This window comes from Sphingomonas bacterium (assembly GCF_903643035.1).
Classification (GTDB): Bacteria; Pseudomonadota; Alphaproteobacteria; order Sphingomonadales; family Sphingomonadaceae; genus Sphingomonas.
Window position 1 is genome coordinate 1 of the sequence record NZ_CAHJWW010000005.1, and the last position, 22691, is coordinate 22691.

Annotated in this window: 22 protein-coding genes; 5 read left to right on the top strand and 17 right to left on the bottom strand. The window is 69.2% G+C overall.

Features of this window, described 5'->3' with window-relative positions; all coding sequences use genetic code 11:
- Both HUV01_RS00785 and rimP read right to left on the bottom strand, forming a co-directional pair.
- On the bottom strand, positions 1–407 hold a 407-nt coding region (locus HUV01_RS00785), incomplete at its 3' end, for a NusA N-terminal domain-containing protein (protein ID WP_302480011.1).
- Positions 407–1021 (bottom strand): ribosome maturation protein RimP, encoded by a 615-nt coding sequence (gene rimP / locus HUV01_RS00790; RefSeq protein WP_438827133.1) that lies wholly within the window; start codon positions 1019–1021, stop codon positions 407–409. The genes HUV01_RS00785 and rimP, both read right to left, overlap by 1 nt.
- Before the next feature lie 237 nt (positions 1022–1258).
- On the opposite strand from rimP, the gene HUV01_RS00795 reads away from it, so the two are divergent.
- Positions 1259–2401: a PQQ-dependent sugar dehydrogenase gene (locus HUV01_RS00795; protein ID WP_174296425.1), complete on the top strand. Its 1143-nt coding sequence runs from the start codon at positions 1259–1261 to the stop codon at positions 2399–2401.
- A 458-nt stretch (positions 2402–2859) separates the two neighbouring features.
- On the opposite strand, the gene HUV01_RS00800 is transcribed toward HUV01_RS00795, so the two are convergent.
- Positions 2860–3126 carry a hypothetical protein gene (locus HUV01_RS00800; protein WP_174296426.1) on the bottom strand — a complete coding sequence of 89 codons (267 nt, stop codon included), beginning with the start codon at positions 3124–3126 and terminating at the stop codon, positions 2860–2862.
- 84 nt (positions 3127–3210) lie between these two features.
- Here HUV01_RS00800 and HUV01_RS00805 point away from each other — a divergent pair, with 84 nt between their 5' ends.
- The gene (locus tag HUV01_RS00805) at positions 3211–4062 is read left to right on the top strand and encodes a peptidylprolyl isomerase (RefSeq protein ID WP_174296427.1); all 852 of its coding nucleotides are present in this window, start codon (positions 3211–3213) and stop codon (positions 4060–4062) included.
- A 64-nt stretch (positions 4063–4126) separates the two neighbouring features.
- Here HUV01_RS00805 and HUV01_RS00810 read toward each other — a convergent pair whose 3' ends face one another.
- The 11 genes from HUV01_RS00810 to HUV01_RS00860 all read right to left on the bottom strand — a co-directional run bounded on the left by HUV01_RS00810 (position 4127) and on the right by HUV01_RS00860 (position 15106).
- Positions 4127–4465, bottom strand: a complete 339-nt coding sequence (locus HUV01_RS00810) for a hypothetical protein (RefSeq protein ID WP_174296428.1) — start codon at positions 4463–4465, stop codon at positions 4127–4129.
- A gap of 83 nt (positions 4466–4548) precedes the next feature.
- Entirely contained in the window at positions 4549–5223 is a 675-nt protein-coding gene (locus tag HUV01_RS00815) for an ABC-type transport auxiliary lipoprotein family protein (RefSeq protein WP_174296429.1), read from the bottom strand.
- 20 nt (positions 5224–5243) lie between these two features.
- On the bottom strand, positions 5244–6209 hold the full coding sequence (locus HUV01_RS00820; protein WP_174296430.1) for an MlaD family protein: 966 nt from the start codon (positions 6207–6209) through the stop codon (positions 5244–5246).
- The gene (locus HUV01_RS00825) at positions 6209–7057 is read right to left on the bottom strand and encodes an ABC transporter ATP-binding protein (protein ID WP_174296431.1); all 849 of its coding nucleotides are present in this window, start codon (positions 7055–7057) and stop codon (positions 6209–6211) included. Before HUV01_RS00825 ends, HUV01_RS00820 begins: the two co-directional genes overlap by 1 nt.
- A gap of 2 nt (positions 7058–7059) precedes the next feature.
- A complete protein-coding gene (locus HUV01_RS00830; RefSeq protein WP_174296432.1) occupies positions 7060–8220 on the bottom strand; it encodes an MlaE family ABC transporter permease in 1161 nt (386 codons plus the stop codon).
- A gap of 53 nt (positions 8221–8273) precedes the next feature.
- A complete protein-coding gene (locus tag HUV01_RS00835) occupies positions 8274–9482 on the bottom strand; it encodes a DUF445 domain-containing protein (RefSeq protein WP_174296448.1) in 1209 nt (402 codons plus the stop codon).
- 109 nt (positions 9483–9591) lie between these two features.
- Positions 9592–12765, bottom strand: a complete 3174-nt coding sequence (locus HUV01_RS00840; RefSeq protein ID WP_174296433.1) for an efflux RND transporter permease subunit — start codon at positions 12763–12765, stop codon at positions 9592–9594.
- A 4-nt stretch (positions 12766–12769) separates the two neighbouring features.
- Positions 12770–13936: an efflux RND transporter periplasmic adaptor subunit gene (locus HUV01_RS00845; RefSeq protein ID WP_174296434.1), complete on the bottom strand. Its 1167-nt coding sequence runs from the start codon at positions 13934–13936 to the stop codon at positions 12770–12772.
- 234 nt (positions 13937–14170) lie between these two features.
- Positions 14171–14422: a GlsB/YeaQ/YmgE family stress response membrane protein gene (locus HUV01_RS00850; protein ID WP_217430857.1), complete on the bottom strand. Its 252-nt coding sequence runs from the start codon at positions 14420–14422 to the stop codon at positions 14171–14173.
- An 86-nt stretch (positions 14423–14508) separates the two neighbouring features.
- Positions 14509–14808, bottom strand: a complete 300-nt coding sequence (sciP, locus tag HUV01_RS00855) for a CtrA inhibitor SciP (protein ID WP_174296435.1) — start codon at positions 14806–14808, stop codon at positions 14509–14511.
- Between the two features lie 115 nt (positions 14809–14923).
- Positions 14924–15106, bottom strand: a complete 183-nt coding sequence (locus HUV01_RS00860; protein WP_174296436.1) for a hypothetical protein — start codon at positions 15104–15106, stop codon at positions 14924–14926.
- 171 nt (positions 15107–15277) lie between these two features.
- Between HUV01_RS00860 and mnmA the strand changes: the two genes are divergently transcribed.
- Positions 15278–16396 carry a tRNA 2-thiouridine(34) synthase MnmA gene (gene mnmA / locus HUV01_RS00865; protein ID WP_174296437.1) on the top strand — a complete coding sequence of 373 codons (1119 nt, stop codon included), beginning with the start codon at positions 15278–15280 and terminating at the stop codon, positions 16394–16396.
- A gap of 63 nt (positions 16397–16459) precedes the next feature.
- Here the strand turns inward: mnmA and HUV01_RS00870 are convergent, their stop codons facing one another.
- The 3 genes from HUV01_RS00870 to pdxH are packed head-to-tail and all read right to left on the bottom strand — an operon-like array spanning position 16460 to position 18803.
- Positions 16460–17275: a PhzF family phenazine biosynthesis protein gene (locus tag HUV01_RS00870; protein WP_254606286.1), complete on the bottom strand. Its 816-nt coding sequence runs from the start codon at positions 17273–17275 to the stop codon at positions 16460–16462.
- The gene (locus HUV01_RS00875) at positions 17272–18216 is read right to left on the bottom strand and encodes a cation diffusion facilitator family transporter (protein ID WP_174296438.1); all 945 of its coding nucleotides are present in this window, start codon (positions 18214–18216) and stop codon (positions 17272–17274) included. The genes HUV01_RS00870 and HUV01_RS00875 overlap by 4 nt, the downstream gene beginning before the upstream one ends.
- Complete coding sequence (gene pdxH / locus HUV01_RS00880) at positions 18213–18803, bottom strand: pyridoxamine 5'-phosphate oxidase (RefSeq protein ID WP_174296439.1); 591 nt, start codon at positions 18801–18803, stop codon at positions 18213–18215. Before pdxH ends, HUV01_RS00875 begins: the two co-directional genes overlap by 4 nt.
- 130 nt (positions 18804–18933) lie before the next feature.
- Here pdxH and HUV01_RS00885 point away from each other — a divergent pair, with 130 nt between their 5' ends.
- Together HUV01_RS00885 and ligD are read left to right on the top strand one after the other, a co-directional pair.
- Positions 18934–19863 (top strand): Ku protein, encoded by a 930-nt coding sequence (locus tag HUV01_RS00885; RefSeq protein WP_174296440.1) that lies wholly within the window; start codon positions 18934–18936, stop codon positions 19861–19863.
- Between the two features lie 164 nt (positions 19864–20027).
- On the top strand, positions 20028–22601 hold the full coding sequence (gene ligD, locus HUV01_RS00890) for a DNA ligase D (protein WP_174296441.1): 2574 nt from the start codon (positions 20028–20030) through the stop codon (positions 22599–22601).
- Positions 22602–22691: the final 90 nt, after the last annotated feature.

The window sequence follows — 22691 nt, forward strand, 5'->3', positions numbered from 1 at the left end:
TCGCGCTCGGCGTCGCGGACCTTCTGGAAGATGATCTGCTTGCTGGCCTGCGCCTGGATGCGGCCGAACTCGATCGGCGGCAGCGGATCGACGATATAGTCGCCGACGGCCGCGCCCGATTGGAGCTTCTGCGCCTGCGCGACGTCGACCTGCTTGAAATAATCGTCCACCGCCTCGACGACCTCGACGACGCGCCACAGTCGCAGGTCGCCCGACGTCGGGTCGAGCTTGGCGCGGATGTCGTTCTCCGCGCCATAGCGGTTCTTGGCGGCGCGCTGGATCGCATCCTCCATCGCCTCGATCACGATGCCGCGATCGATCATCTTCTCGGTCGCGACCGCGTTGGCGATCGCGATCAGCTCGGCGCGATTGGCGGTGGCGACGCCGGAGGAGGCAGAGGAGGCCATCAGTTCAGTCCTTCATGCTCGGCGGCGTCGGCCGCCCCTGTTTCGCCATGGGCGAGTTCATGGTCGTCGACGGTATCGTCGTCCTCGTATTCGTCCGCGCCCTCGACCGAGAGCGGCTTCGTCGCGGCGATCAGCCGGTCGGTCAGCAACAGCTTGGCGTCGGCGATCTTCGCGAAGCTCACGCTCATCGCCTTGTGCTTCCGTACGTCGACGGTGACCATGCCATCGACGTCGATCCCGATCAGATCGCCTGTCAGCTGCTTCCGCCCGTCCAGCGGCTCGGTCAGCACAAGCCGGGCCTCATGCCCCGCCCAGTCTGCATAATCCTGCGGCCGGGTCAGCGGCCGGTCGATGCCGGGCGAGGACACCTCCAGCCGGTACGCCTCCTCGATCGGGTCGCGCCCCGCCGCCTCCGCCTCGTCCAGCCGGTCGGAGATGCTCCGCGAGAGTTCGGCGCAGTCGTCGATCGTCAGCTGGCGCGTGTCGGGGCGCTCGGCCATCACCTGCAACGTCGGGTCGGACCTGCCGCCGACCATGCGCACGCGCACGAGCGCGAAACCCAGCGCCTCGGCCTCGGGAGCGATCATCCGTTCGAGTGCGGCGATATCCGCCAAATGCCAGACCTCTTGCCATGCGCTCATACCGACGAGGGTAGAGGCCGCCGGAACCGGGTGGCTCCGACCTCTTCATCGTCACGATGTAGAGAACGCGAAACCTCTATAGGCGCGGGCCGGAACAGAGGCAAGCGCCCACCGCCCCGCTCGTCGTCCCCGTCTCCGTCTCCGTCTCCGCGGGTGGATCGCGCGGGCGCGACTCCTGCAACCCGGCCGCGCCTTTCGCGTTCGACCGCGATGACCAGAACCGCCTCGTTCCTTTTCCTCGCCGCCGCCCTGCTGGGTGCTCCCGCCTGTTCGGCGCAGGGCCTGCCCCGCGATGCGCCCGCCGATCGTGCGCATCGCAACGTGCCCGCCACCAGCGGCCGCGCCAACCTGCCTCCCGCAACGCAGCGGCCGTTCACGGTGCAGACGATCGGCCAGTTCGACGAGCCGTTCGCGATGAACTTCCTGCCCGACAGCAGCCTGATGGTGACGGAAAAGGCGGGCCGGCTGAAGGTGCGGGGCGCCAACGGATCGGTGGTCGCGATCTCGGGCCTGCCGGCGGTGGCCAAGGTCGATCAGGGTGGGTTGCTCGATGTGGTCGCCGCGCCCGGCTTTACCTCGAACCACCGCATCTACTGGACCTATTCGGAGTCCGCCGGCCAAGGCACGCAGCTGGCGATGGCTCGCGGCACGCTGACCGGCCGGACGCTGACCGACGTCGCCGTCCTGTGGCGATCGGGCTCGGCGGGTCCCGGCGGCCAGTTCGGCGCGGTGATCGCCTTCGCGCCGGACGGCCGCTCGCTGTACCTCTCGTCGGGCGAGCGCCAGCGTTTCACACCGGCGCAGGACCCTGCGCAGAAGCTCGGCAAGATCCTGCACCTGACGCTTGACGGTCAGCCGATGCCGGGGACCCGCGACGGCATCCTGACGAGCGGCCACCGCAACCCGTACGGGCTCCAGTTCGCGCGGGATGGCCGGTTGTGGGAGGTGGAGATGGGTCCCAAGGGCGGCGACGAGCTGAACGTCGTCGTGCCGGGGCGCAACTATGGCTGGCCGATCGTCTCCAACGGCGACAACTACGATGGCGTGCCCATCAACGATCATCCCACCCATCCCGAGTTCGAGGCGCCGAAACTGTGGTGGAACCCGTCGATCTCGCCGGGCGCGCTGATGATCTACTCGGGCGCGATGTTTCCGCAGTGGCGCGGGTCCGCCTTCATCGCGGCGCTGTCGGGCGAGGCGCTGATCCGCGTCGCCCTCGCCGGCGACACGGCGAGGGCTGTCGAGCAATGGTCGATGGACGACCGCATCCGCGACGTGGTCCAGGCGCCCGACGGCGCGATCTGGCTGCTGGGCGACGATGGCAAGCTGATGCGGCTGACGCCAAGGGTGTGATCCGGTCCGGCCGCTCGCCTGTTCCGGCGGCAGGACAGGGAGACATGAGCCAGGGAGGGAGGCACCATCGGGGACCACACGTGTCACGATCGCCGCCGCCGACAGCATCGCCGACGTGCGACTGTGCCGGCCCGAGACGATGAATGCGCTCGACCCGGCGATGTTCGACGCGATCGCCCACGCGCCGGCGGCGCTCGCCGCCCTGCCCCGGATGCGGGTGGTGTCTAGATAAGGGCGCGCGTTCCGCGCCGGGGGTCGACATGGCCAGCATGGTGCGAGTGGCCCGGGCTCCACTGATGCCCCGCATCCACGGCCCCGCCAACCTGCAGCAGCATGTCGCCTGGAGCCGGCGCGCGCTGCCCGCACCGGTTATTGCGGCGGTGCATCCGCCGCCCGCCTTCCGATGCCGGGGCCGCCGACCCGGAAGCCTCCGGCGTCGGCGGATGAAGAGCCTCTGGTCAGTACGCCATCGTGTTCGGCTTCGTCTCCTCGATCGCGACCAGGATCATCCGCTCCCAGATCGCCGTGTCGCCGACCGCCGCCATCCTGTGGTCCGGCTCGCGCAATGTCCTGAGCACCGCAAGCGCGTCGTCGAGATGATCCTTCCACGCCGAGTCGACATGCGCGGAGGCGGACTCCTGCTGACCATCCGCGTTGGCGCTGATCCGCTGCGCGGCCAGGACGCGGGCGATCCGCTCGGCGGCTGGGGTGGTGGCGACGTCCATCGTTACTCTCCTGGTTGCGAGGGCAGAACGACAGGACCCGGCGCCGGTTGCCTGCCGCCCATCGTTCGTGCGAGCCTGCCGGGTATGATCGATGCCCTGCTCCTCTTCCTCCAGGCCGCGCCCGCCACCGCCGCCGGTCCGCTCCCGTCCGACCCGGTGCCCGCCGACTGGCGGCCAATCCCCGACGACGAGTTGATGGTGATGACGCTCGCCGACGGGCGGGTGGTGACGATCCGCCTCGCGGGTCCGCAGGCGCCGCAGCATGTCGCCAACGTCCGCGCACTCGCCCGCGCGCACTGGTGGGACGGGCTGACCGTCTATCGCGTGCAGGAGAACTGGGTGGTCCAGTGGGGCGACCAGAGCGAGAGGAAGCCGCTGGCCGACGGGGTCGTGAAGGTGCCTGCGGCTGAATACGACCTTGCCGCCGGCTTCCACCCCGCGCAGCGGCTGGCGCGCGCCGACGCCTACAGCGCCGCCTCGGGCATCACCGCCGATGGCTGGGCGGTCGCGGGCGACGGTGCCGGTGCGGGATGGCTGACGCACTGCTATGCCAGCGTGGGCGTGGCGCGCGACGCGGCGCCCGACACCGGCTCGGGAACGGAGCTGTTCGCGCCGCTCGGCGGATCGGCGCGGCGGCTGGACCGCAACTATACGATCGTCGGCCGGGTGATCGACGGCATGGGCACGCTCGCCGCGCTGCCGCGCTCGGCCGCGCCGATGGGGATGTACGCGACCGCCGCCGAGCGGATACCGATCGCCACGGTCCGCCTCGCCAGCGACCTGCCCGCCGCCAGCCGTCCGCACTGGCAGTATCGCAGCGCCGACAACCCGCGCTTCGCCGCGATGATAGCGTTGCGGGAACACCCCGGCGGAATGGTGGCGCTGGGCGGGGTGGACGTGTGCGACGTGCCGCTCGCGGTCAGGAGAGCGGAGTAGGCAGGCCTAGCGCCCGCGCCCGGTATGCGTTGAGTTCGGCCACTGTTCGCTCGGGTGGACCAGGTCAAGCCTTTGGCAATGCCGCATCGGCGCCAAGATGATGATTCACTCCGCTCAACAGCGAAGCGGGCCGCGCTCCCTCCGCATAATTGTAGTCGATCATCTTGCCGCCACGCGGCAGCCGATAGACAAAGAAACCTCTCACGTCGGACCAGCGAACCTGCCGGGGCGAGCGCACCATCCCACCTGACAGGACGAAGCCCTGCTCGTCGAGGGTCAAGCGTTGCGGACGGATCAGCGTCCAGCCGAACACTGGGATGCTAAGACCGAAGAAAAGGAGAATGAACCAACCGGCCCAGCCACCGCCGTCTGGGCCATGCATCATCCAGAGTGCAAGCAGCACAAATCCTATGCTGATCGCAAGTGCAACAACGTCTTGCTGCGCGAGCCGACGATTTCCCGTGGCTTCACCTGCGCGCTACCCGCCTACCGCCCCACCCAGTCCGCCACCTGCGCCGCGACCTGGTTCGCGGCCGCGTTCAGCCCGGTGCCGGCACCTGCCGCGTCGATGGTCGCGACCGGCACGCGCGCCTCGAACCGTTGCTTTGCGATGCCGCCGCCCGTGGCGCGCACCAGCGAGGCGTCATAGATCACCACCGCAGACTGGCTGGCCGCATCGATGCCGAACATGCGCAGCTCGCCCGTCAACTGCGCGCTGCCTGTCTGGAACGATTGCGCGCCGCTCAGCACCACACGCCCGGTGCGGGCCGTGATCGTGTCGCCCAGGATGCGCGCGAACCCCTGCGCCGGGGGCGCGACCCACAGCGCGGACTTGATGTAGGCGACCGTCGTCGGCGTGGCCTGCACCGGTACGCGCGGCGTCGCCAGTTCCTGCGGCACCGCCGGCACCTGCACGGTGATCGACGGCGACCCGGCGTCCGATGGCGCGGCCAGCGGCTGGCTGGTCACCGTCGCCACCGCACGGCCACCGACCGACAGCGTCGAGGCGGTCGTGCCCGGCGCGACGGCGGCGACCTGTTGCTGTCCCACCGGCGGCTGCGCGGTGCTGGTAAGCGTCAGCATCGAGGGCGGCGGCTTGGCGCCCAAGCTGATGCAGCCGGCGAGCGCCACGCAGGCGGCGAGCGATACGAGCGTCTTCATCCCAGCCCTCTCCAGCCCTCTCACTTGGTCTTGCCCGGCTTGTAGTCCGGCAGCTTGGGACTGCCGATCAGCGAAGTCGCACCCTGCTGATCCACCTTCGTGGCGATCGAGTTGAGCGACTGCGCGGTCTCGCGAAGGTCGTGCACCAGCTGGCCGACTTCGGGCACCGTCTGCTTCGAAAAGGCCTGCAGCCCCGGCCGCGCGTCGCCCAGGGCGGCGTTCAGCGTGTCGGTGCTCGACCTGGCCGACGCGATGGTGGCGTTGAGGTTCGCCAGCGTCGGCTTCACGTCGTTGGCGAGCAGGCCGTTGCTGGTCTGCGCCAGATCGCCGATCTGCTTCGCCGCGACACCCGCCTGCTGGATCGCGACACGGGTCTGCGCCAGCGTCCCGGCGATCTCCGGACCCCGATCGGCCAGCGCGCCGGTCAGCCGATTGGTGTTGTCGAGGATGCCGGCCAGCGAGGACTGGTTCCGGTCGGTCAACAGCCCTGTCAGCCGTTCGGTCAGCGTCGAGAGCCGCTCCAGCAACTGCGGCGCGGAGTTCAGGATCGCGCCCAGGCCGCCGGTCTTGGTCGGGATGACCGGCACGCCATAGGGGCAGTCGTGGTTGGGCACGGGCTGCGGGCAGACGAGCGCGGGCTGCCCCCTGATCCCCCCGTCGAGACTGACGGTGCTGGTGCCGGTGAAGCTGCCCTGGATCGTCGCCGTGGTTCCCTGAAGGATCGGCACGTCGTCCGTCACCTGGACGCGCACGCGCACGAACTGCGGATCGAAGATCCGGATTTCCTTCACCTGCCCGGACACGACTCCCGAATAGCTGACCTGCGATCCCTTCGCGAGACCGTCGACGGCCTGTTTGAAGAAGACGTCATATTCCTTCTGGTGCGTGCCGCCGATGCGGGCCAGCCACACCGTGAACAGCGCCAGCAGCGCCAGCAGGATCAGCACCACGGCGCCGACCAGCACATGGTTGGAACGCGTTTCCATCAGTTCGCCGCCCTATCCTGCGTTCCGGCAGTGTTCTGCTGCTGAGTCGCCACCGCCGCCCTGCCCCGGGGACCACGGAAATATTGCTGGATCCACGGATGGTCCAGTGCCAGCAGCTCGGGGATCGTTCCGACCGCGATGACCTTGTGGTCCGCGAGCACCGCCACCCGGTCGCAGATCGCGTACAGCGAGTCGAGATCGTGGGTGATGAGGAACACCGTCAGCCCCAGCGTCTTCTGGAGCGACTTCGTCAGGTCGTCGAACGCCGCCGCGCCGATCGGGTCTAGGCCGGCGGTCGGCTCGTCCAGGAACAGCAGTTCGGGATCGAGCGCGAGCGCCCTTGCGAGGCCGGCGCGCTTGCGCATGCCGCCCGACAGCTCGGCGGGATATTTGGGCGCGGCATCGGCGGGCAATCCGGTCATCACCACCTTGTACGACGCGATCTCGTTCATCAGCGCGAGGTCGAGGTCGGGGTAGAACTCGCGCAGCGGCACCTCGACGTTCTCCGCGACCGTCAGCGTGGAGAACAGCGCGCCGCCCTGGAACAGCACGCCCCAGCGTTTGCGCACCGACGTCGCCTCCGCCGCCCCGCCGTCGATCATCGACTCGCCGAACACATGCACCTCGCCGGCCGACGGCATCTGCAGCCCGATGATCGAACGCATCAGCACCGACTTGCCGGTACCCGATCCCCCGACCACGCCGAGTATCTCGCCGCGCCGCACGTCAAGGTCGAGATCCTGGTGGACGATCTGATCGCCGAAATGGTTGCGCAGGCCGCGCACCGTGATGACGGGATCGGTCGCCACGTCCGGCCCGTCGCGTGAGCTGCGAGTGTCGGTCGCCACCGTCAGATCCAGCCGATCTTCTCGAAGAACACCGCGAAGAAGGCGTCGAGCACGATGACCAGGAAGATCGATTGCACCACCGCCGAGGTAGTGCGGGTGCCGACCTGTTCGGCGTCGCCCTCGACCTGCATTCCCTGATAGCAGCCGATGATCGCGATCAGTGCGCCGAACACCGGCGCCTTGATGAGGCCGATGTACAGGTCGGTGAGCGGCACGACTTCCTGGATGCGCTGGATGAAGGTGACGGGGGGAATGTTGAGGCTGGTCCAGCACAGCAGCCCGCCGCCGATGATCGCGATCACCGACGCATAGAAGCTGAGCAGCACCATCATCACCACGCACGCGATGACGCGCGGCAGCACCAGCGCCTCCATCGGCGAGACGCCGATGGTGCGCATCGCGTCGATCTCCTCGGTCAGCTTCATCGTGCCCAGCTGCGCGGCAAAGGCGCTTCCCGACCGGCCGGCGACCATGATCGCGGTCATCAGCACGCCCAGTTCGCGCAGCGTGATGCGGCCGACGAGATTGATCGTGAACACCTCCGCGCCGAACTGCTGAAGCTGCACCGCCCCCTGTTGCGCGATCACGATCCCGATCAGGAAGTTCATCAGCCCGATGATGCCGAGCGCGGCGACACCCACCACCTCGAACCGCTGCACCGTGGCGTTGTAGCGGAAGCGGACCTGCGGCTCCGGCCCGCGCCGTCCCGTGACGAACCAGCCGGTCCAGCGCAATATGCTGAAACACACGGCCCAGAAGGCGATCGTCGTCGCGCCCAGGAAACCGAGCAGCCCGAGCAGCGTGGAACCCGCGGTCGCGACCGCGTCGCCGACCTCCCCCAACACGCGGCTGAAACCGCCTTGCGGCGCGACCAAGGTCGCGACCGGCTGGTCCGCCTTTTCCACCTGTTCGAACAAGTGATGGCTGTCGCCCGACAGCCCCTCGATCCGGGCGCGGTGCTGGAGCGCGAAGCGGTGGACGATCCACGCGCCGATGGTATCGATCCGGTCGATCCCCGACAGGTCCACCGCGGCGACGTCACCCGACACATGGCCCAGCCGATCAGGCAGGCCGCCGAGCTGCGCGAGCAGCAGGTTGCCGGTGAAGCGCAGCGTCCGGGCATCGCCCGTGCCTTCCTCGGCGAAATCGGCCTGTCCGCTCATGCGTACGATGCCTAGCGACAAAGCGCGCCGGCCCGCAAGCGGTTCGACGAGGCTCAGATCGCGACATCGACGACATGGATCGCCAGGCCGACCAGCCCGCCGACGATCGTGCCGTTGACGCGGATATACTGAAGGTCGCGGCCGACCTGGTTCTCCAGCCGGCGGGTGATGGTCGCGGCGTCCCAGCCGCGCACCGTTTCCGACACCAGCCGCACGATCGCGTCGCCATAATCGGCGGCGATGCCCACGACCGCGCGGCGCACGAAGCGATTGATCGTGGTCGCCAGCCGCCGATCCGCGCGCAGCGTCCCGCCGATCTGGCGCAGCACCTCGCCCAACGGCCCCCGCATCGCCCGTTCGGGATCGCGCGCGATCCGCAACAGGGCGCCCCGTGCCTGTTCCCACAGGCCGTCCAGCCAGTGCTGCATCGCGGGGTTCGCGATCAGCTCGTCCTTCATCGTCTCGACCCTCACGCGCAGGGCGGCATCGTTGCGCAGGTCGTCGGCGAACCGCACCAGCCCCTCCTCGGCGCGCACGCGCAACGGGTGATCCGAATGCTCGGCCATGTCGGCCAGCAGCTTCTGCAGTCCCGCGATCAGACGATCGGCCAGCGCCTCGTCGAGACCCGTCCAGCGCAGCACCGCGCCGGCGCGGTCGTGGACGATCTGGCGGATCAACGCGTCGTTGCCCTCCAGCGCGCCTGCGGACCAGCGTATCGCGCTGTCGAGAAGCGGCGCGTGGCGGCCCTCGGCGACCATCGCGTTGAGCAGCTGACCCAGGATCGGCGCCACCTGCGTCTCGCGCAGCCGGGTGCCGGCCGCCGCCTTCACCAGCCCGCCGAGCCGCGCGGGGTCGAGCCCCTCCAGCGCCTGTGCCACCAGCTTCGATGCGCCTCGCCGGAACCTGCCCCCCGCGTCCTCCGGCGGATCGGTGAGCCAGCGGGCAACCCCGCCGGCGACATCGAGCGGTCGCATCCGCCGCGCCACCACCGATGCGATCAGGAAATTGGTGCGCAGGAACAGCGCCAGCGTCTCGCCGATCCTGTCCTTGTTGCGCGGCACGATCGCGGTATGCGGGATCGGCAGGCCGAGCGGATGGCGGAACAGCGCCGTCACCGCGAACCAGTCGGCCAGCCCGCCGACCATCGCCGCCTCCGCGAAGGCGCGCAGATAGCCAAGGCCGGGCCGTGCAGGCTCCAGCGTGCGGGCGACGACGTACAGCGCCGCCATCACCAGCAGCAGCCCGGTCGCCACCACCCGCATCCGCACCAGACCCTGTGGCGCGGGATCGCTGCCTGGCCGGCGCGTGAGGAATGAAGGAGCGATCACCCGCACCCTTATTCCGGCGATCGACCGCCGGGGTATCGCGCGATCACTCCGCCGCCGGCTGTGGCTCGTCGCCGCGATAGCCGATCGCGCCCGGAGCTCCGCCGTGGAGCCCACCCTGGATCGCCGGACCCCGTGGCGGCCCGTCGATGACCGGCAGGCCGTCGTCGCCGGGCTTATAGGTGAGCAGACGGCGACCAAGCCTCGGGCCGACCCACTCCTCGATCCCCACCGCGAGACTGAACGTTGCCGGTACGATCAGCAGCGTCAGGATCGTCGAGACCGTCAGTCCGCCGATGACCGTGATACCCATCGGCGCGCGCGACGAGCTGTCGCCGGTCAGCGCCAGCGCGGTCGGCACCATGCCGGCCACCATCGCCACCGTCGTCATCACGATCGGCTGCGCTCGCTTGTGCCCAGCGTCCAGGATCGCGCTGATCGTGTCGACGCCATGCGCCATCTCCTCCAGCGCGAAGTCGATCAGCAGGATCGAGTTCTTGGCGACGATGCCCAGCAGCATCAGCAAGCCGATGAACACCGGCATCGACAGCGCATACCCCGTCATCAACAGCGCAAGCAGCCCGCCGAGCGGCGCCAGGAACAGCGAGCCCATGTTGACGAACGGCGGCAGGAAGCGGCGATACAGCAGGACCAGCACGGCGAAGACCAGGAACACGCCGGCCGCGACCGCCACGATGAAGTTCTTGACCATCTCGCTCTGCCACTTGGCCTGGCCCAACGTCAGTTCGCCGACGCCCAGCGGAAGGTTCTTCATGATCGGCAGTGCGTGGATCTGCTTCATCGCCTCGCTGATGACGACGCCCTGCGGCATCGACGCGCCGACGGTCAGCTGGCGCTGCTGCGCCACGCGCTCGATCTTGGTCGGCCCGGCGCCGAAGCCGATCGCGGCGACGACGCCCAGCGGCACCGATCCGCCGCCCGCGGTCGTCACCGGCAGGTTCGAGATCGTCGACAATCGCTGGCGGGAGTCCTGAGCCAGCGCGACTCGAATCGGCACCTGACGATCGGACAGCGAGAACTTGGCGCTGTTCTGGTCGATATCGCCCAACGTGGCGATGCGGATCGCGCTCGACAGCGCGCTGGTCGTCACGCCGAGATCGGCGGCCAGATCGAGGCGCGGCGTGATGACGATCTCGGGCCGCTTCAGGTCGCCGGTAACGCGCGGGGCGACCACGGTCGACAGCTTCTGCATCTGCTCGACCAGCGTCGACGCGGTTTCGGAGAGCAGTTTCGGATCGTCGCCGCCCAGCGTCACGGTGACGGGCAGGCCGCTTCCGCCCCAGCCGCTCTGCGCGCGGAAGGTGACGCGCGCGTCGGGGATCGCCGCCATCTCGGCTGCCAGGCTGCGCTCGAACTCCGCGCTGCGCATCGTCCGCTGGTCCTTGGGCTTGAAGATCGCGATCGCGCGACCGTTGCCCACGAACGAGCGTTGATAGACGTGCTCCACCTGCGGCTGGCGCTTCAGGACCGCGGCGACCTGGCTCACCACCCGCTGGGTTTCGGCAAGGGTGGTGCCGGGCACCATCTCGATGCTCGCGGTGCTGCTGTCGGCATTGGCCTCCGGCTGGAACTCCATCGGCAGCACCATGAAGCATACCGCCGTCAGCGCGAGCGCCCCCACCCCCGCGACGATCGCCGACCAGCGATGCTTCAGGGTCCAGCGCAACGTCGCCATGTAGCGATCCATGAGCCAGCCCTCGCCGTGGCTGGCGACCCCGTGCGACTTCAGGAAATAGGCCGCGATCATTGGCGTAATGAGGCGCGCGACCGCCAGGCTCATCAGCACCGAGACGACGACGGTCAGACCGAAGTTCTTGAAGAACTGGCCCGATATGCCCGGCATCAGACCCACCGGCAGAAACACCGCGACGATCGCCATCGTCGTCGCGAGCACCGCCAGGCCAATCTCGTCGGCGGCGTCGATCGAGGCCTGGTACGCGCTCTTGCCCATGCGCATGTGGCGGACGATGTTCTCGATCTCGACGATCGCATCGTCGACCAGCACGCCTGCGACGAGGCTCAGCGCCATCAGCGTCATGCCGTTCAGCGTGAAGTGCATCAGGTCGAGGAACCAGAAGGTGGGGATCGCCGACAGCGGGATCGCCAGCGCCGAGATGATCGTCGAACGCCAGTCGCGCAGGAACAGGAACACCACGAGCACCGCGAGCACCGCACCCTCGACCATCGCCTCCATCGCGGCATGATACTGGGTCTCGGTATACTTCACCGTGTTCGAGATCATCTGGAAGCGGACCCCGGGGTTGCGCTTTTCCAGCGCGGCGAGCTTCGCCTGGGCGCCCCGGAACACGCTGACGTCCGACCCGCCCTTGGCGCGCTGGAAGTCGAACGAGATCACCTGCCGTCCATCAAGGGCGGAGGTCGAGCGTTGCTCGGCGTACAGGTCGCGGACCTGCGCGATGTCGACCAGCCGCACGGTGCGCCCGCCGCCGACCGAGATCTGCGTCTGGCCGAGCTGATAGGCGTCGTGCGCGTTGCCCAGCACGCGCAGCGACTGTTCGGACCCGCCGATCTCGGCACGGCCGCCGGCGGCGTTGACGTTCACCTGGCGCAGCTGGGCGTTGACCTGGCTGGCGGTCAGGCCCTGCGCCTGGAGGCGCACCGGGTCGAGAATTACGCGGATCTCGCGCGACACGCCGCCGTTGCGCTCCACGGTCGCCATCCCCGGCACCGACAGCAGTTCCTTGGTGACGGTGTTGTCGATGTACCAGCTCAGCTGCTCGACGGTCATGGCGGTGCTGATCGCGGCATAGTTGGCCAGATCGTCGCCGGTCGTGTTGGCGCGCATTACCTGCGGCTCCAGGATACCCTCGGGCAGGTTGGAGCGGATCTGCTGGATCGCGCTGCGCACGTCCTCCACCGCGCGATCGATCGGCGTGCCGATCGTCAGCTGCACGACCGTCGTCGATTCGCCCTCGGTGACGGTTGAATCGATCTCGTCGATGCCCTGCAGGCTGCGCACCGCGGCCTCGACCCGCTGCGTCACCTGCGTCTCCAGCTCGCTTGGCGCGGCGCCGGGTTGGGTTATGTCGACGATCACCACCGGAAAGTCGACGTCCGGCTGCTTGTTCACCTCCATCGTCGCGAAGCTGAGAATGCCGGCGACCGACAGCATGAAGAACAGCACGATCGACGGGACCGGGTTGCGGATCGACCAAGCGGAGACGTTGCGAAAGTTCATCGACCTATCCCACCGCCCTCAGGATTGGGCGGATGCGCTGACCCACGTTGAGGAACGCACCTGCCGACATCACCACCTTTTCCGTCCCGTCGAGTCCGGCAGCGACCGCCACCCCGTCGTCCGACACGTTGCCCAGGGTCACCGACCGACGCTGCACCGTGTCTCCCGTTCCGACCACGTAGACATAGTTTCCCTTGTCGTCGCTCTGGATCGCGGATTGCGGCAACAGCGGCGCCACGGACGCGCCGCTGGTGATGGTCGCCGCGGCGAAACCGCCGGGCCGCAGCGCGGGATCGTACCGCAGCGCCACGCGCGCGATCCCCTGACGGCTGGCCGGATCGATCACGGGCGACACCTGCCATACCGTGCCGGGGAACGAAACCGCGCTGCCCACCGGCGTCACCTTCGCGACCGATCCGGCGTGCACGATCGCAAGGTCGTTCTCGGCGAGCAGCGCGCGCATCTCCATCTCGCCGCCCCGCGCCATGCGGAACAGCGTGCCGGTGCTTGCGCCGACGACCTGCCCCGGCTCGATCTGCCGCGTCAGGACCAGCCCCTCCGCTGGCGCGCGGACATCGAGCCGGCTGTTCGCGGCGCGCTGCTGTGCGAGCTGTGCCTGCGCCATCTTCACGCGAGCGTCGGCGGCGTCGCGTGTCGCGGCCTTACTCTCGATATCGGCCTTGGAGATGAAGCCGCGCCCGACGAGCTGCTGCGCGCGGTCGAGCGCGGACTGGGCAAGCGTCGCGTCCGCCTGCGCGACCTTTATCGAGGCGGCGAGGCTGGCGGCCGTCTCCTGCTGCACCGATCGGTCGAGCGTCGCGAGCACCTGGCCGGCCTGGACCCACTGGCCCGGCTGCACCAGCACCGCCGTCACCTTCCCACCCTCGCCCGCGACGCCGACCGGCATGTCGACCCGGGCGGCGAGCGAGCCGGTCGCGGACAGGGTACGGTCGATCGTCCGCCGACCGGGCTGGATGACCGTCACCTGAGGGATCTGGTCGGTCGCGGAATGCGACGCGGCGGTCGGCTTGCGATGCCCGAACACGAGCGCCGCGATGGCCAGGACGACGATCGTCACGACGGCGACCAGCATGGCACGGCGACGCGAGCGCGGCGGCGCGGCAAGCGCCAGCTGCGGGTCGGTGCCGATGCTACCCGTCTCGTATCTCATTCGTGTCACGCTTTCCCGCCCGGCGACCAGTACCCCACTACTGTGTTACGGGAATATCACACCCTACTCAAGTGGAATAGGTCCGTATGGTATCGTGCGCGGCGCGATGTCGGAAAAGGATCGGTGCCGGTCCGCATCGACGGCCGCTGCCGTCACGCCGACCTTGGACGCCGAACGCGACGAAGCCGCCCGAAATACATCCGGACGGCTTCGGCGGCATCGCTTTGTCCGGGGTTAGCGGACGCGCCCGCGGCGCACGAGATTGACGATCGCCAGCAGGATGATGGCGCCGACCAGCGAATAGATGAACGACGTGATCGTCACGCCATTGTTCAGGTTGGCGCCGCCGCCGAACAGGAGGCCGGCGATGACCGCGCCGACGATGCCGACGACGATGTTGACGATGATGCTGTTGTTGTCGCGCATGATCATGCCGGCAAGCCAGCCCGCGACACCGCCAACGATCAGCCAGATGATGATGCCCACGTCATGTCTCCCCGTTTCAGCCCCCAACCGGGCATGGGAAGGAGACTCGCGACCCCCGAGGTTGGTTCCATAATCTGTAACTTCGATCAATACTTCTGCTGCCGCTCATAGAGCGTCTTGTAGTGCTGGATGCGGGTCACGCGGAGGCCGGGCATGCCCGACCGGTCGATCGCGCGCTGCCAGCCGGCGAACTCCTCGACGGTCAGCTTGTAGCGATCGCATACCTCGTCCACCGACAGCAGACCGCCGTTCACGGCCGCCACGACCTCTGCCTTGCGGCGCACGACCCAGCGTGTCGTCTCGGGCGGCGGCAAGGTGTCCAGCGTCAGCGATTCGCCGAGTGGACCGATCACCTTGGCGGGACGGATTTTCTGGTTCTCGATCATGATTGTCCCCGGTCGAAGCATGCGCTCCGTGCGCTGGCCATTCGTGGCGCCGACTGGCGGCCCCTATGCGCCGGCCGCTTGAAGATCGCCTGAAACGGCTGGGTAAACGGCACGTTCACCCATTCCACTCGGCGATCGACATCGCCACCGTTCCCGCGAAGGCGGAACCGGTTCGCGGCCGCGCGGTGGGCAGGCGTGCCTGTGCCTGCGCCGTCGGGCTGGCCGCCTGGCGCGCGCCGGCCATCGCCAGCAACGCGACCGCGTCCGGCCGGCCCCGCGCGCCATCCGCGTCGGGCATCCACGAAATAATGCCGAGATCCAAACGCCATACACTCCTCACCCGCCGCGCCATGCTTTGGCGGCCGACGGGCGTGGCATAGGACCAAGGGGCTGAAGGCCGGGTAAACCGCAGTGAAAGCAATTGCTAACGCTGGTGAAAGTCGTGTCCGCCATCGCTATGTCGCCTCCAATGACAGACCCGGATGCCATCGACTTCCAGCTCGGTCCCGATCTGGCGGGCCGGCGCATCGTCGTCGCCATGTCCGGCGGCGTCGACAGCTCCGTCGTGGCCGCACTCGCCCATGCGGCCGGCGCCGAGACGATCGGCGTCACCCTGCAGCTCTATGATCATGGCGAGGCGGTGGGACGCGCGGGAAGCTGCTGCGCGGGGCGCGACATCCGCGATGCGCGCGCGGTGTGCGAGCGGCTGGGGATCGCACATTACGTGTTCGACCATGAATCGAGATTTCGCGAGCACGTCATCGACCGCTTCGCCGACGAGTATCTGGCCGGGCGCACGCCCATTCCGTGCGTCAGCTGCAACACCGGCCCCAAGTTCACCGATCTTCTGGGTCTCGCTCGCGACCTGGGCGCCGATGCGCTCGCCACCGGGCATTACGTGCGCCGGCTCGAAGGGGCGGACGGTGCGCAGCTGCACCGGGCCGTCGACCCGGCGCGCGACCAGAGCTACTTCCTGTTCGCCACCACGCAGGCACAGCTCGACTATCTGCGCTTTCCGCTCGGCGATCTGCCCAAGCGGCGGGTGCGCGAGCTTGCGGCCGAACTGGGGCTGGCGGTCGCGGGCAAGGCGGACAGCCAGGACATATGCTTCGTGCCCGACGGCGACTATGCCGGCCTGGTCACGCGCCTGCGCCCTGAGGCGGCGGCGGGAGGCGAGATCGTCGACCTGTCGGGCCGGGTGCTGGGGACCCATCCGGGCATCGTCCACTTCACCGTGGGCCAGCGTCGCGGGCTGAACCTGAACGGGACCGCCGAGCCGCTGTACGTCGTGCGCGTCGATGCCGCCTCGCGACGGGTGGTGGTGGGGCCGCGCGCGTCGCTGGCGGTTGGGGCGGCGCGGCTGGAGGGGGTGAACTGGATCGGCGGCGACCATGCGGGGCCGCTGACCGTCAAGGTGCGCTCGATGGCGAAGCCCGCGCCGGCGCGGCTGGCGGGCGAGCGGCTGGTGTTCGACATGCCCGAATACGGCGTCGCACCGGGCCAGGCGGCGGTCCTCTATGCGGGCGAGCGGGTGCTCGGCGGCGGCTGGATCGCCGGAACGGAAGCGGGAAGATTACCGGCTGCGTAGGGCGCCCCTCGACGCACCGCCCGTGTCCGCCGTGGGGGGCCACCCTTCGAGGCGAACGGGATCCTACCCCAGCAGGAAAATGCCCTCGATCACCGTCACGCAGGTACCGCCGAGCACCACACGGTCGCCCTCCAGCGCGCAGGTCAGCCGACCGCCGCGTGCGCTCGCCTGAAAGGCGGTGAACCTGTCCTCGCCCAGCCGCCTGGCCCAATAGGGTACGACGACGGCATGCGCGGCGCCGGTGACGGGGTCCTCGTCGATCCCGAAGGCGGGCGTGAAGGCGCGGGTGACAATCGCCGTGTCGTCACCCGGCGCGGTCACGATGATCAGCAGCTCGCCTTCCGCCGCCAGCGCACGCTGGTCCGGCCGACAGGCGCGCACCGCCGCCTCGTCCGCCACCACGACCACCGCGTAGCCGCCGTCGCGCCACAGCGTCTCGGTCGCCGCGACGCCGAGCGCGGCGACGATGCCCGGCAGCGGCCTCGCCGCCGGCGTCCATGCGGGGAGGGCGAGACGGTATCCAGCGCCATCGCGCGCCACTTCCAGCAGCCCCGCCTTGCGCGTCCGGAAGCGGACCCGGTCCGATGACGGGTCGGCCGACAGCACGACATGCCCGCTCGCCAGCGTCGCATGGCCGCACAGCGCCACCTCCGCCGTCGGCGTGAACCAGCGCAGTTCATAGTCCGCGTCACCGGCCGCCTGGGGCACGAGAAAGGCGGTCTCCGACACGTTGTTCTCGGCGGCGATCGCGTGGAGCGTCGCATCGTCCAGCCAGCCGTCGAGCGGGATCACCGCCGCCGGATTGCCCGCGAACGGCCGGTCGGCGAAAGCGTCGACCTGCGTGAAGGGAAGCCTTTTGATCGCCACGGGAGCCGTCACGCGCGCTTGCCGAACCAGTGCGGCGTCACGTCGGTCTCCACCAGCGGGTTGTCGGTATCGACATGACCTTCGGGATCGAGGTGGATCAGGACCTCCACCCTGGGAAAGGCGCGGAGCAGCGCGTCCTCCATGGTCTCGACCAGATCGTGCGCCTGCGCGACGCTCAGGCGACCGTCCACCTCCATGTGGAACTGAGCGAAGTCGTGGATGCCGGCACGGCGGGTGCGGAAGTCGTGGATCCCCTTCAGGCCTTCCTGACGCGCGGCGACGTCCAGGAAGCGCGCGCGCTGCTCGTCAGGCCATTCCCGATCCATCAGCATGTCGATCGCGTGGGTGGACGCCTTGAACGCGCCGAACGCCAGCCATGCGGCGATGGCGATGCCGAACACCGAGTCCGCGCCGCGCACGCCGGCATATTGGTCGAGCACCAGCGCGACGATGACCGCGACGTTGACCAGCACGTCCGACTGGTAGTGGACGTTGTCGGCCATGATCGCGACCGACCCGGTCCTGCGGATGATGCTGCGCTGATAGGCGAGCAGCACCAGCGTCGCGCCGATCGCCGCCACCGACACGCCGATCCCGAGCCCCGCCTCGCCGGTGCCGGCGGCGCCGATCCGCAGCACCGCGCGGCACGCGATCACGATCGCCGACGCGGTGATGAGCATGACCTGGAACAGCGCCGCCAGCGCCTCCGCCTTGCCGTGGCCGAACCGGTGGTCCTGATCCGCCGGCTGCGCCGCCATCCGGACGCCGTACAGCGTGACGATGCCGGAGAGCAGGTCGAGCCCGGTGTCGGCGAGGCTGCCCAGCATCGCCACCGATCCGCCCGCCCACGCCGCCCAGGCCTTCAGCACGAGCAGGAAGCTTGCCATCGCCACGCTGGCGAGCGCGGCGCGCACCGCGAAGGGGATCGCGCGGCGGCGTTCGTCCTGCGTCATGGGAACAGCAATCCTTCGCTCCAGCCGGCCTCGCCGTCACCATCGCCGATTCGGGTGAACAACCGCCGCTCGTGCAGCCGATGGGCGCGGTCCTGCCAGAACTCGATGCGCTCGGGTGCGACGCGATAGCCGCCCCAGAAGGGCGGGCGCGGCACGTCCTGCCCCTCGAACCGTGCACTCACCTGCTCCACCCGCGCCTCGAACGTCTCGCGCGCGTCGAGCGGGCGGGACTGGTCCGACGCCCAGGCGCCGATCTGGGAATGACGCCCGCGACTGGCGAAATACGCGTCGCTTTCGGCGTCGGAGGCGAGTGTCACCGGCCCCTCGATCCTGATCTGGCGACGCAGCGACTTCCAGTGGAACAACAGCCCGGCGCGCGGACCCGCGGCCAGGTCGCCGGCCTTGCGCCCCTCCCGATTGGTGTAGAACACGAAGCCGGCCGCATCGTGGCCCTTCAGCAGGACCATCCGCACCGACGGCTGGCCGGCAGCATCGACAGTGGCGAGCGCCATCGCGTCGGGATCGTTCGGCTCGCTCTCGCGCGCTTGCGCGAACCACGCGTCGAATAGGGCCAGGGGATCGTCCATCGACGCCTTGTAGCGTGTCGGCGGCCCGGTTTGAACCCGCGAGTTGCGCCCCCCTACCGCCTCGCGTGCGGGAACGGAACGAGTCCGCGCGTCGCGGATTGTTTCGACTTCGCGGCGGAAGGGGTGGACAGTGGCGGCCAGGGCCTATTGGCAGGGACAGATCAGGCTCGCGCTGGTGTCGATCCCCGTCGAGATCCATACCGCCACCAAGTCGGGCGCGGTGATCAGCTTCAAGCAGATCCACGAGCCGAGCGGCAAGCCGGTCCATTACGAAAAGGTCGTCACCGGCGTCGGCCCGGTCGATCCGGACGAGATCCGCAAGGGCTATGAGTACGAGAAGGGCTCGTTCGTCCTGCTGGAGCAGGACGAGATCGACGCGGTGAAGCTCGACTCCAAGAAGACGCTGGAGCTGACGCAGTTCGTCGACGCGAGCGAGATCGACGTACTGTATTACGAAAAGCCCTATTTCGTCGTGCCCGCCGACGATCTCGCGGAAGAGGCGTTCATCGTGCTTCGCGAGGCGCTGCGCCGCGCGAAGAAGGTCGGGCTGGGACAGCTCGCGCTGCGCGGCCGCGAGTACGTCGTCTCCCTCAAGCCGTGCGGGCGCGGCATGATCCTGGAGACGCTGCGCTATGCCGACGAGGTGCACAAGTCGCAGGGGTTCTTTCGCGACATCCCCGACCAGACGCCCGACCCGGACCTGCTCGACCTCGCCACCGCCTTGATCGACAAGAAGACCGCCGCCTTCCACCCGCAGGATTACCACGACCGATATATCGATGCATTGCGCGACCTGGTCGAGCGCAAGCGCGCCGCCAAGGGCGCGCACATCGTCGAGGATGCGGGCGAGGACAAGCCGGCCAAGGGCGGCAACGTCGTCGACCTGATGGCGGCGCTGAAGAAGTCGATGGAGCGGGGCGCGGCGGCGGCTCCGGCGGCGAGCGCGCCGGCTAAACCGCCTGCGAAGAAGCCGCCCGCTAAATCGCTCGCAAAGGCTAAGGCCGAACCAAAGCCCGACGATGCTCCGGCTCCACGCAAGGCGGCGCGCAAACGTGCCTAGCCCTCTATCCGTCACCCCCGCGAAGGCGGGGGCCCTGCTATCTTTGCGGGCCGCCAGAAGCGGGACCCCGGCTCAGGCCTGTCCTGAGCGACGCCGCAGGCGACGTCGAAGGGGCCGGGGTGACGAAAAAAGGATAGGCACCGATTGTGGGTGGGACCAGCGCCATGGCTGACGCCGACCCGCTGGCCCGCTACAATGCCAAGCGCGACTTCGCGCGGACCGCGGAACCGGCCGGCACGCTCGAACCGGGTCATGGCAACCGCTTCGTCGTCCAGAAGCACGACGCCACCCGCCTCCACTGGGACTTCCGCCTCGAAGCCGGCGGCGTGCTCAAGAGCTGGGCGGTGACGCGCGGCCCCAGCCTCGACCCCGACGAGAAGCGGCTGGCGGTGCGGACGGAGGATCACCCGCTCGCCTACGGCGATTTCGAGGGGACGATCCCCAAGGGCGGGTATGGCGGCGGCACCGTCATGTTGTGGGACGACGGCAGCTGGGCGCCGGTTCCGGGCAAGTCCGCCGCCGACATCGATCGCGGTCACCTCCACTTCGTGCTCTATGGCACACGCATGCGCGGCGAATGGATGCTGATCCGGCTCAAGCCGCGGGGTAAGGAGCGCAACGAGAACTGGCTGCTGCGCAAGGTGACGGACGGCGAGGCGGGCGGCACCGACGCGCTGGTCGAGACCGCGCTGACTAGTGTGAAGACCGGCCGGACGATGGCGGAGATCGCGGACGGGGTCGCGCCGGCCCCGAGCAAACGACCGTCATCCCCACGAAAATCGTCATCCCCACGAAAGCGGGGACCCATCTCCAGCCCTCGCACGGCAGACGGCGCGCCGGAGACGGACCCCCGCCTTTCCGGGGGTGACGGCAAGGCGTCGGCCACTCGAAGCCTCCCCTCCTTCGCCGAGCCGCAATTGTGCACCCTCGTCGACCAGATCCCGGCCGGCTCGGACTGGCTGCACGAGGTGAAGTACGACGGCTATCGCGCGCTGGTCGCGGTCGGCGGCCGAGGCAAGGCACGCGCCGCGAAGGTATACACCCGCACCGGCCTCGACTGGACCGATAAGTTCGCCCGGATAGCCGTCGCCGCCGCCGCGCTGCCGGTCGCGTCCGCGCTGATCGACGGCGAGGTCGTCGCGCTCAAGGACGGGCGGCCCGACTTCTCGACGCTGAAGGACGCGATCGGCGCGGGAGGCGACATGACGTTCTTCGCCTTCGACCTCCTGGCCCATGACGGCGAGGACCTGACCGCGCTGCCCACGCTGGCTCGCAAGGAACGGCTGCGCGCGATAGTGGGCGACGGGACCGACCGTCTGCGCTTCTCCGAGCACGTCGCGGGGTCTGGCGAGCAGCTGTTCGCCACCATGTGCCGCGAGGGCTATGAGGGCGTCGTCTCCAAGCGCGCCGACGCGCCCTATCGCGGCCGCCGCACCGCCGACTGGCTGAAGACCAAGTGCATCCGCCGGCAGGAGTTCGTGATCGTCGGCTGGCTCCCGTCCGACAAGACGCGCAGCCTTCGCTCGCTGCTGCTCGGCGTGCACAAGGGCGGGGAGCTGGTCTACGTCGGCAAGGTCGGCACCGGCTTCGACGCGGCGATGCTCGACACGCTGCGGGGCAAGCTCGATGCGCTGGCGGGAAGCGCGGCGACGGTGGACGTGCCGCGCGCGATGCGCGCGATGGTGCGCGGTGCGCGCTGGGTCCGCCCGGAGATGGTGGCCGAAATCGCGTTCGCGGAGGTGACGCCCGATGGCGTCCTGCGCCATTCCAGCTTTATCGGCCTGCGCGAGGACAAGCCTGCCGGCGAGGTGGTGATCGAGACGCCCGCGCCGGTCGTCGAAGCCACGAACCTGCCTGACATCCACGTCAAAGTTTCCAGCCGCGACCGGGTGATCTTCCCCGACAGCGGCATCACCAAGGGCGAGCTTGCCGACTATTACGCCCGCATGTCCGGCATCATGCTGCCGTGGGTCGCGGACCGCCCGATCAGCCTCGTCCGCTGTCCGCAGGGGCGGGCGAAGCACTGCTTCTTCCAGAAGCACGACGCCGGCTCGTTCGGCGACGCGGTGCGCCAGGTCGACGTGCGCGAGAAGGATGGTTCGTCCGAGGCGTACCTCTACGTCGACTCGCCCGACGGGCTCGTCGCCTGCGTGCAGATGGGCACGATCGAGTTCCATGGCTGGGGCAGCCGCGTCGACCCGCTGGAGAAGCCCGACCGGATGGTATTCGACCTCGACCCCGACGAGGGGCTGGGCTTCGCAGAGACCAAGGAGGCGGCGGAATATCTTCGCGACCGGCTCGCCGACCTGGGGCTGGCGAGCTTTCCGCTCCTGTCGGGCGGCAAGGGCGTCCATGTCGTCGTGCCGCTGACGCCCGCCGCCGGGTGGCCGCAGGTGCGCGACGTCGCCGAGCGGTTCGCGCGCGCGCTCGCGCAGGCCGAGCCCGACCGGTCCGTGGCGGTGATGACAAAGGCGAAGCGCGTCGGGCGCATCTTCATCGACTACCTCCGCAACGGCCGCGGCTCGACCGCTATCATGCCATATTCCGCGCGCGCCCGTCCCGGCGCGCCGGTCGCGGCGCCCGTCTCGTGGAGCGAACTGCGCGGCATCGACACCGCCGCCCGCTGGAGCATCCACGACGCGGACGAGCTGCTCGGGCGCGCCAAGCAGCCGGGGCTGGCGGGGCTGGCGGGGCTGGCGGGCTGGGGCATCGCCGACCAGGTGCTGCCCGACCTTTGACGGCGGTCGGGTGCGCCGCCCCCGCAAGGACCGGCGCCGCCGCAAGGGAGGCGAAGGGTCCGTCGGGCACGTCACCTCGCGCGCGGTGGA

Coding starts and splice junctions, on each gene's coding strand:
- sciP (WP_174296435.1), bottom strand. CDS start 14,808: ATGATCGAGAACCAGAAAATCCGTCCCGCCAAGGTGATCGGTCCACTC.
- HUV01_RS00805 (WP_174296427.1), top strand. CDS start 3,211: ATGATCGATGCCCTGCTCCTCTTCCTCCAGGCCGCGCCCGCCACCGCC.
- HUV01_RS00845 (WP_174296434.1), bottom strand. CDS start 13,936: ATGAGATACGAGACGGGTAGCATCGGCACCGACCCGCAGCTGGCGCTT.
- HUV01_RS00815 (WP_174296429.1), bottom strand. CDS start 5,223: ATGAAGACGCTCGTATCGCTCGCCGCCTGCGTGGCGCTCGCCGGCTGC.
- HUV01_RS00875 (WP_174296438.1), bottom strand. CDS start 18,216: ATGACGCAGGACGAACGCCGCCGCGCGATCCCCTTCGCGGTGCGCGCC.
- HUV01_RS00795 (WP_174296425.1), top strand. CDS start 1,259: ATGACCAGAACCGCCTCGTTCCTTTTCCTCGCCGCCGCCCTGCTGGGT.
- HUV01_RS00835 (WP_174296448.1), bottom strand. CDS start 9,482: ATGCGGGTGGTGGCGACCGGGCTGCTGCTGGTGATGGCGGCGCTGTAC.
- HUV01_RS00860 (WP_174296436.1), bottom strand. CDS start 15,106: ATGCCCGACGCGGATGGCGCGCGGGGCCGGCCGGACGCGGTCGCGTTG.
- pdxH (WP_174296439.1), bottom strand. CDS start 18,803: ATGGACGATCCCCTGGCCCTATTCGACGCGTGGTTCGCGCAAGCGCGC.
- HUV01_RS00820 (WP_174296430.1), bottom strand. CDS start 6,209: ATGGAAACGCGTTCCAACCATGTGCTGGTCGGCGCCGTGGTGCTGATC.
- HUV01_RS00840 (WP_174296433.1), bottom strand. CDS start 12,765: ATGAACTTTCGCAACGTCTCCGCTTGGTCGATCCGCAACCCGGTCCCG.
- mnmA (WP_174296437.1), top strand. CDS start 15,278: ATGACAGACCCGGATGCCATCGACTTCCAGCTCGGTCCCGATCTGGCG.
- ligD (WP_174296441.1), top strand. CDS start 20,028: ATGGCTGACGCCGACCCGCTGGCCCGCTACAATGCCAAGCGCGACTTC.
- HUV01_RS00830 (WP_174296432.1), bottom strand. CDS start 8,220: ATGAGCGGACAGGCCGATTTCGCCGAGGAAGGCACGGGCGATGCCCGG.
- HUV01_RS00800 (WP_174296426.1), bottom strand. CDS start 3,126: ATGGACGTCGCCACCACCCCAGCCGCCGAGCGGATCGCCCGCGTCCTG.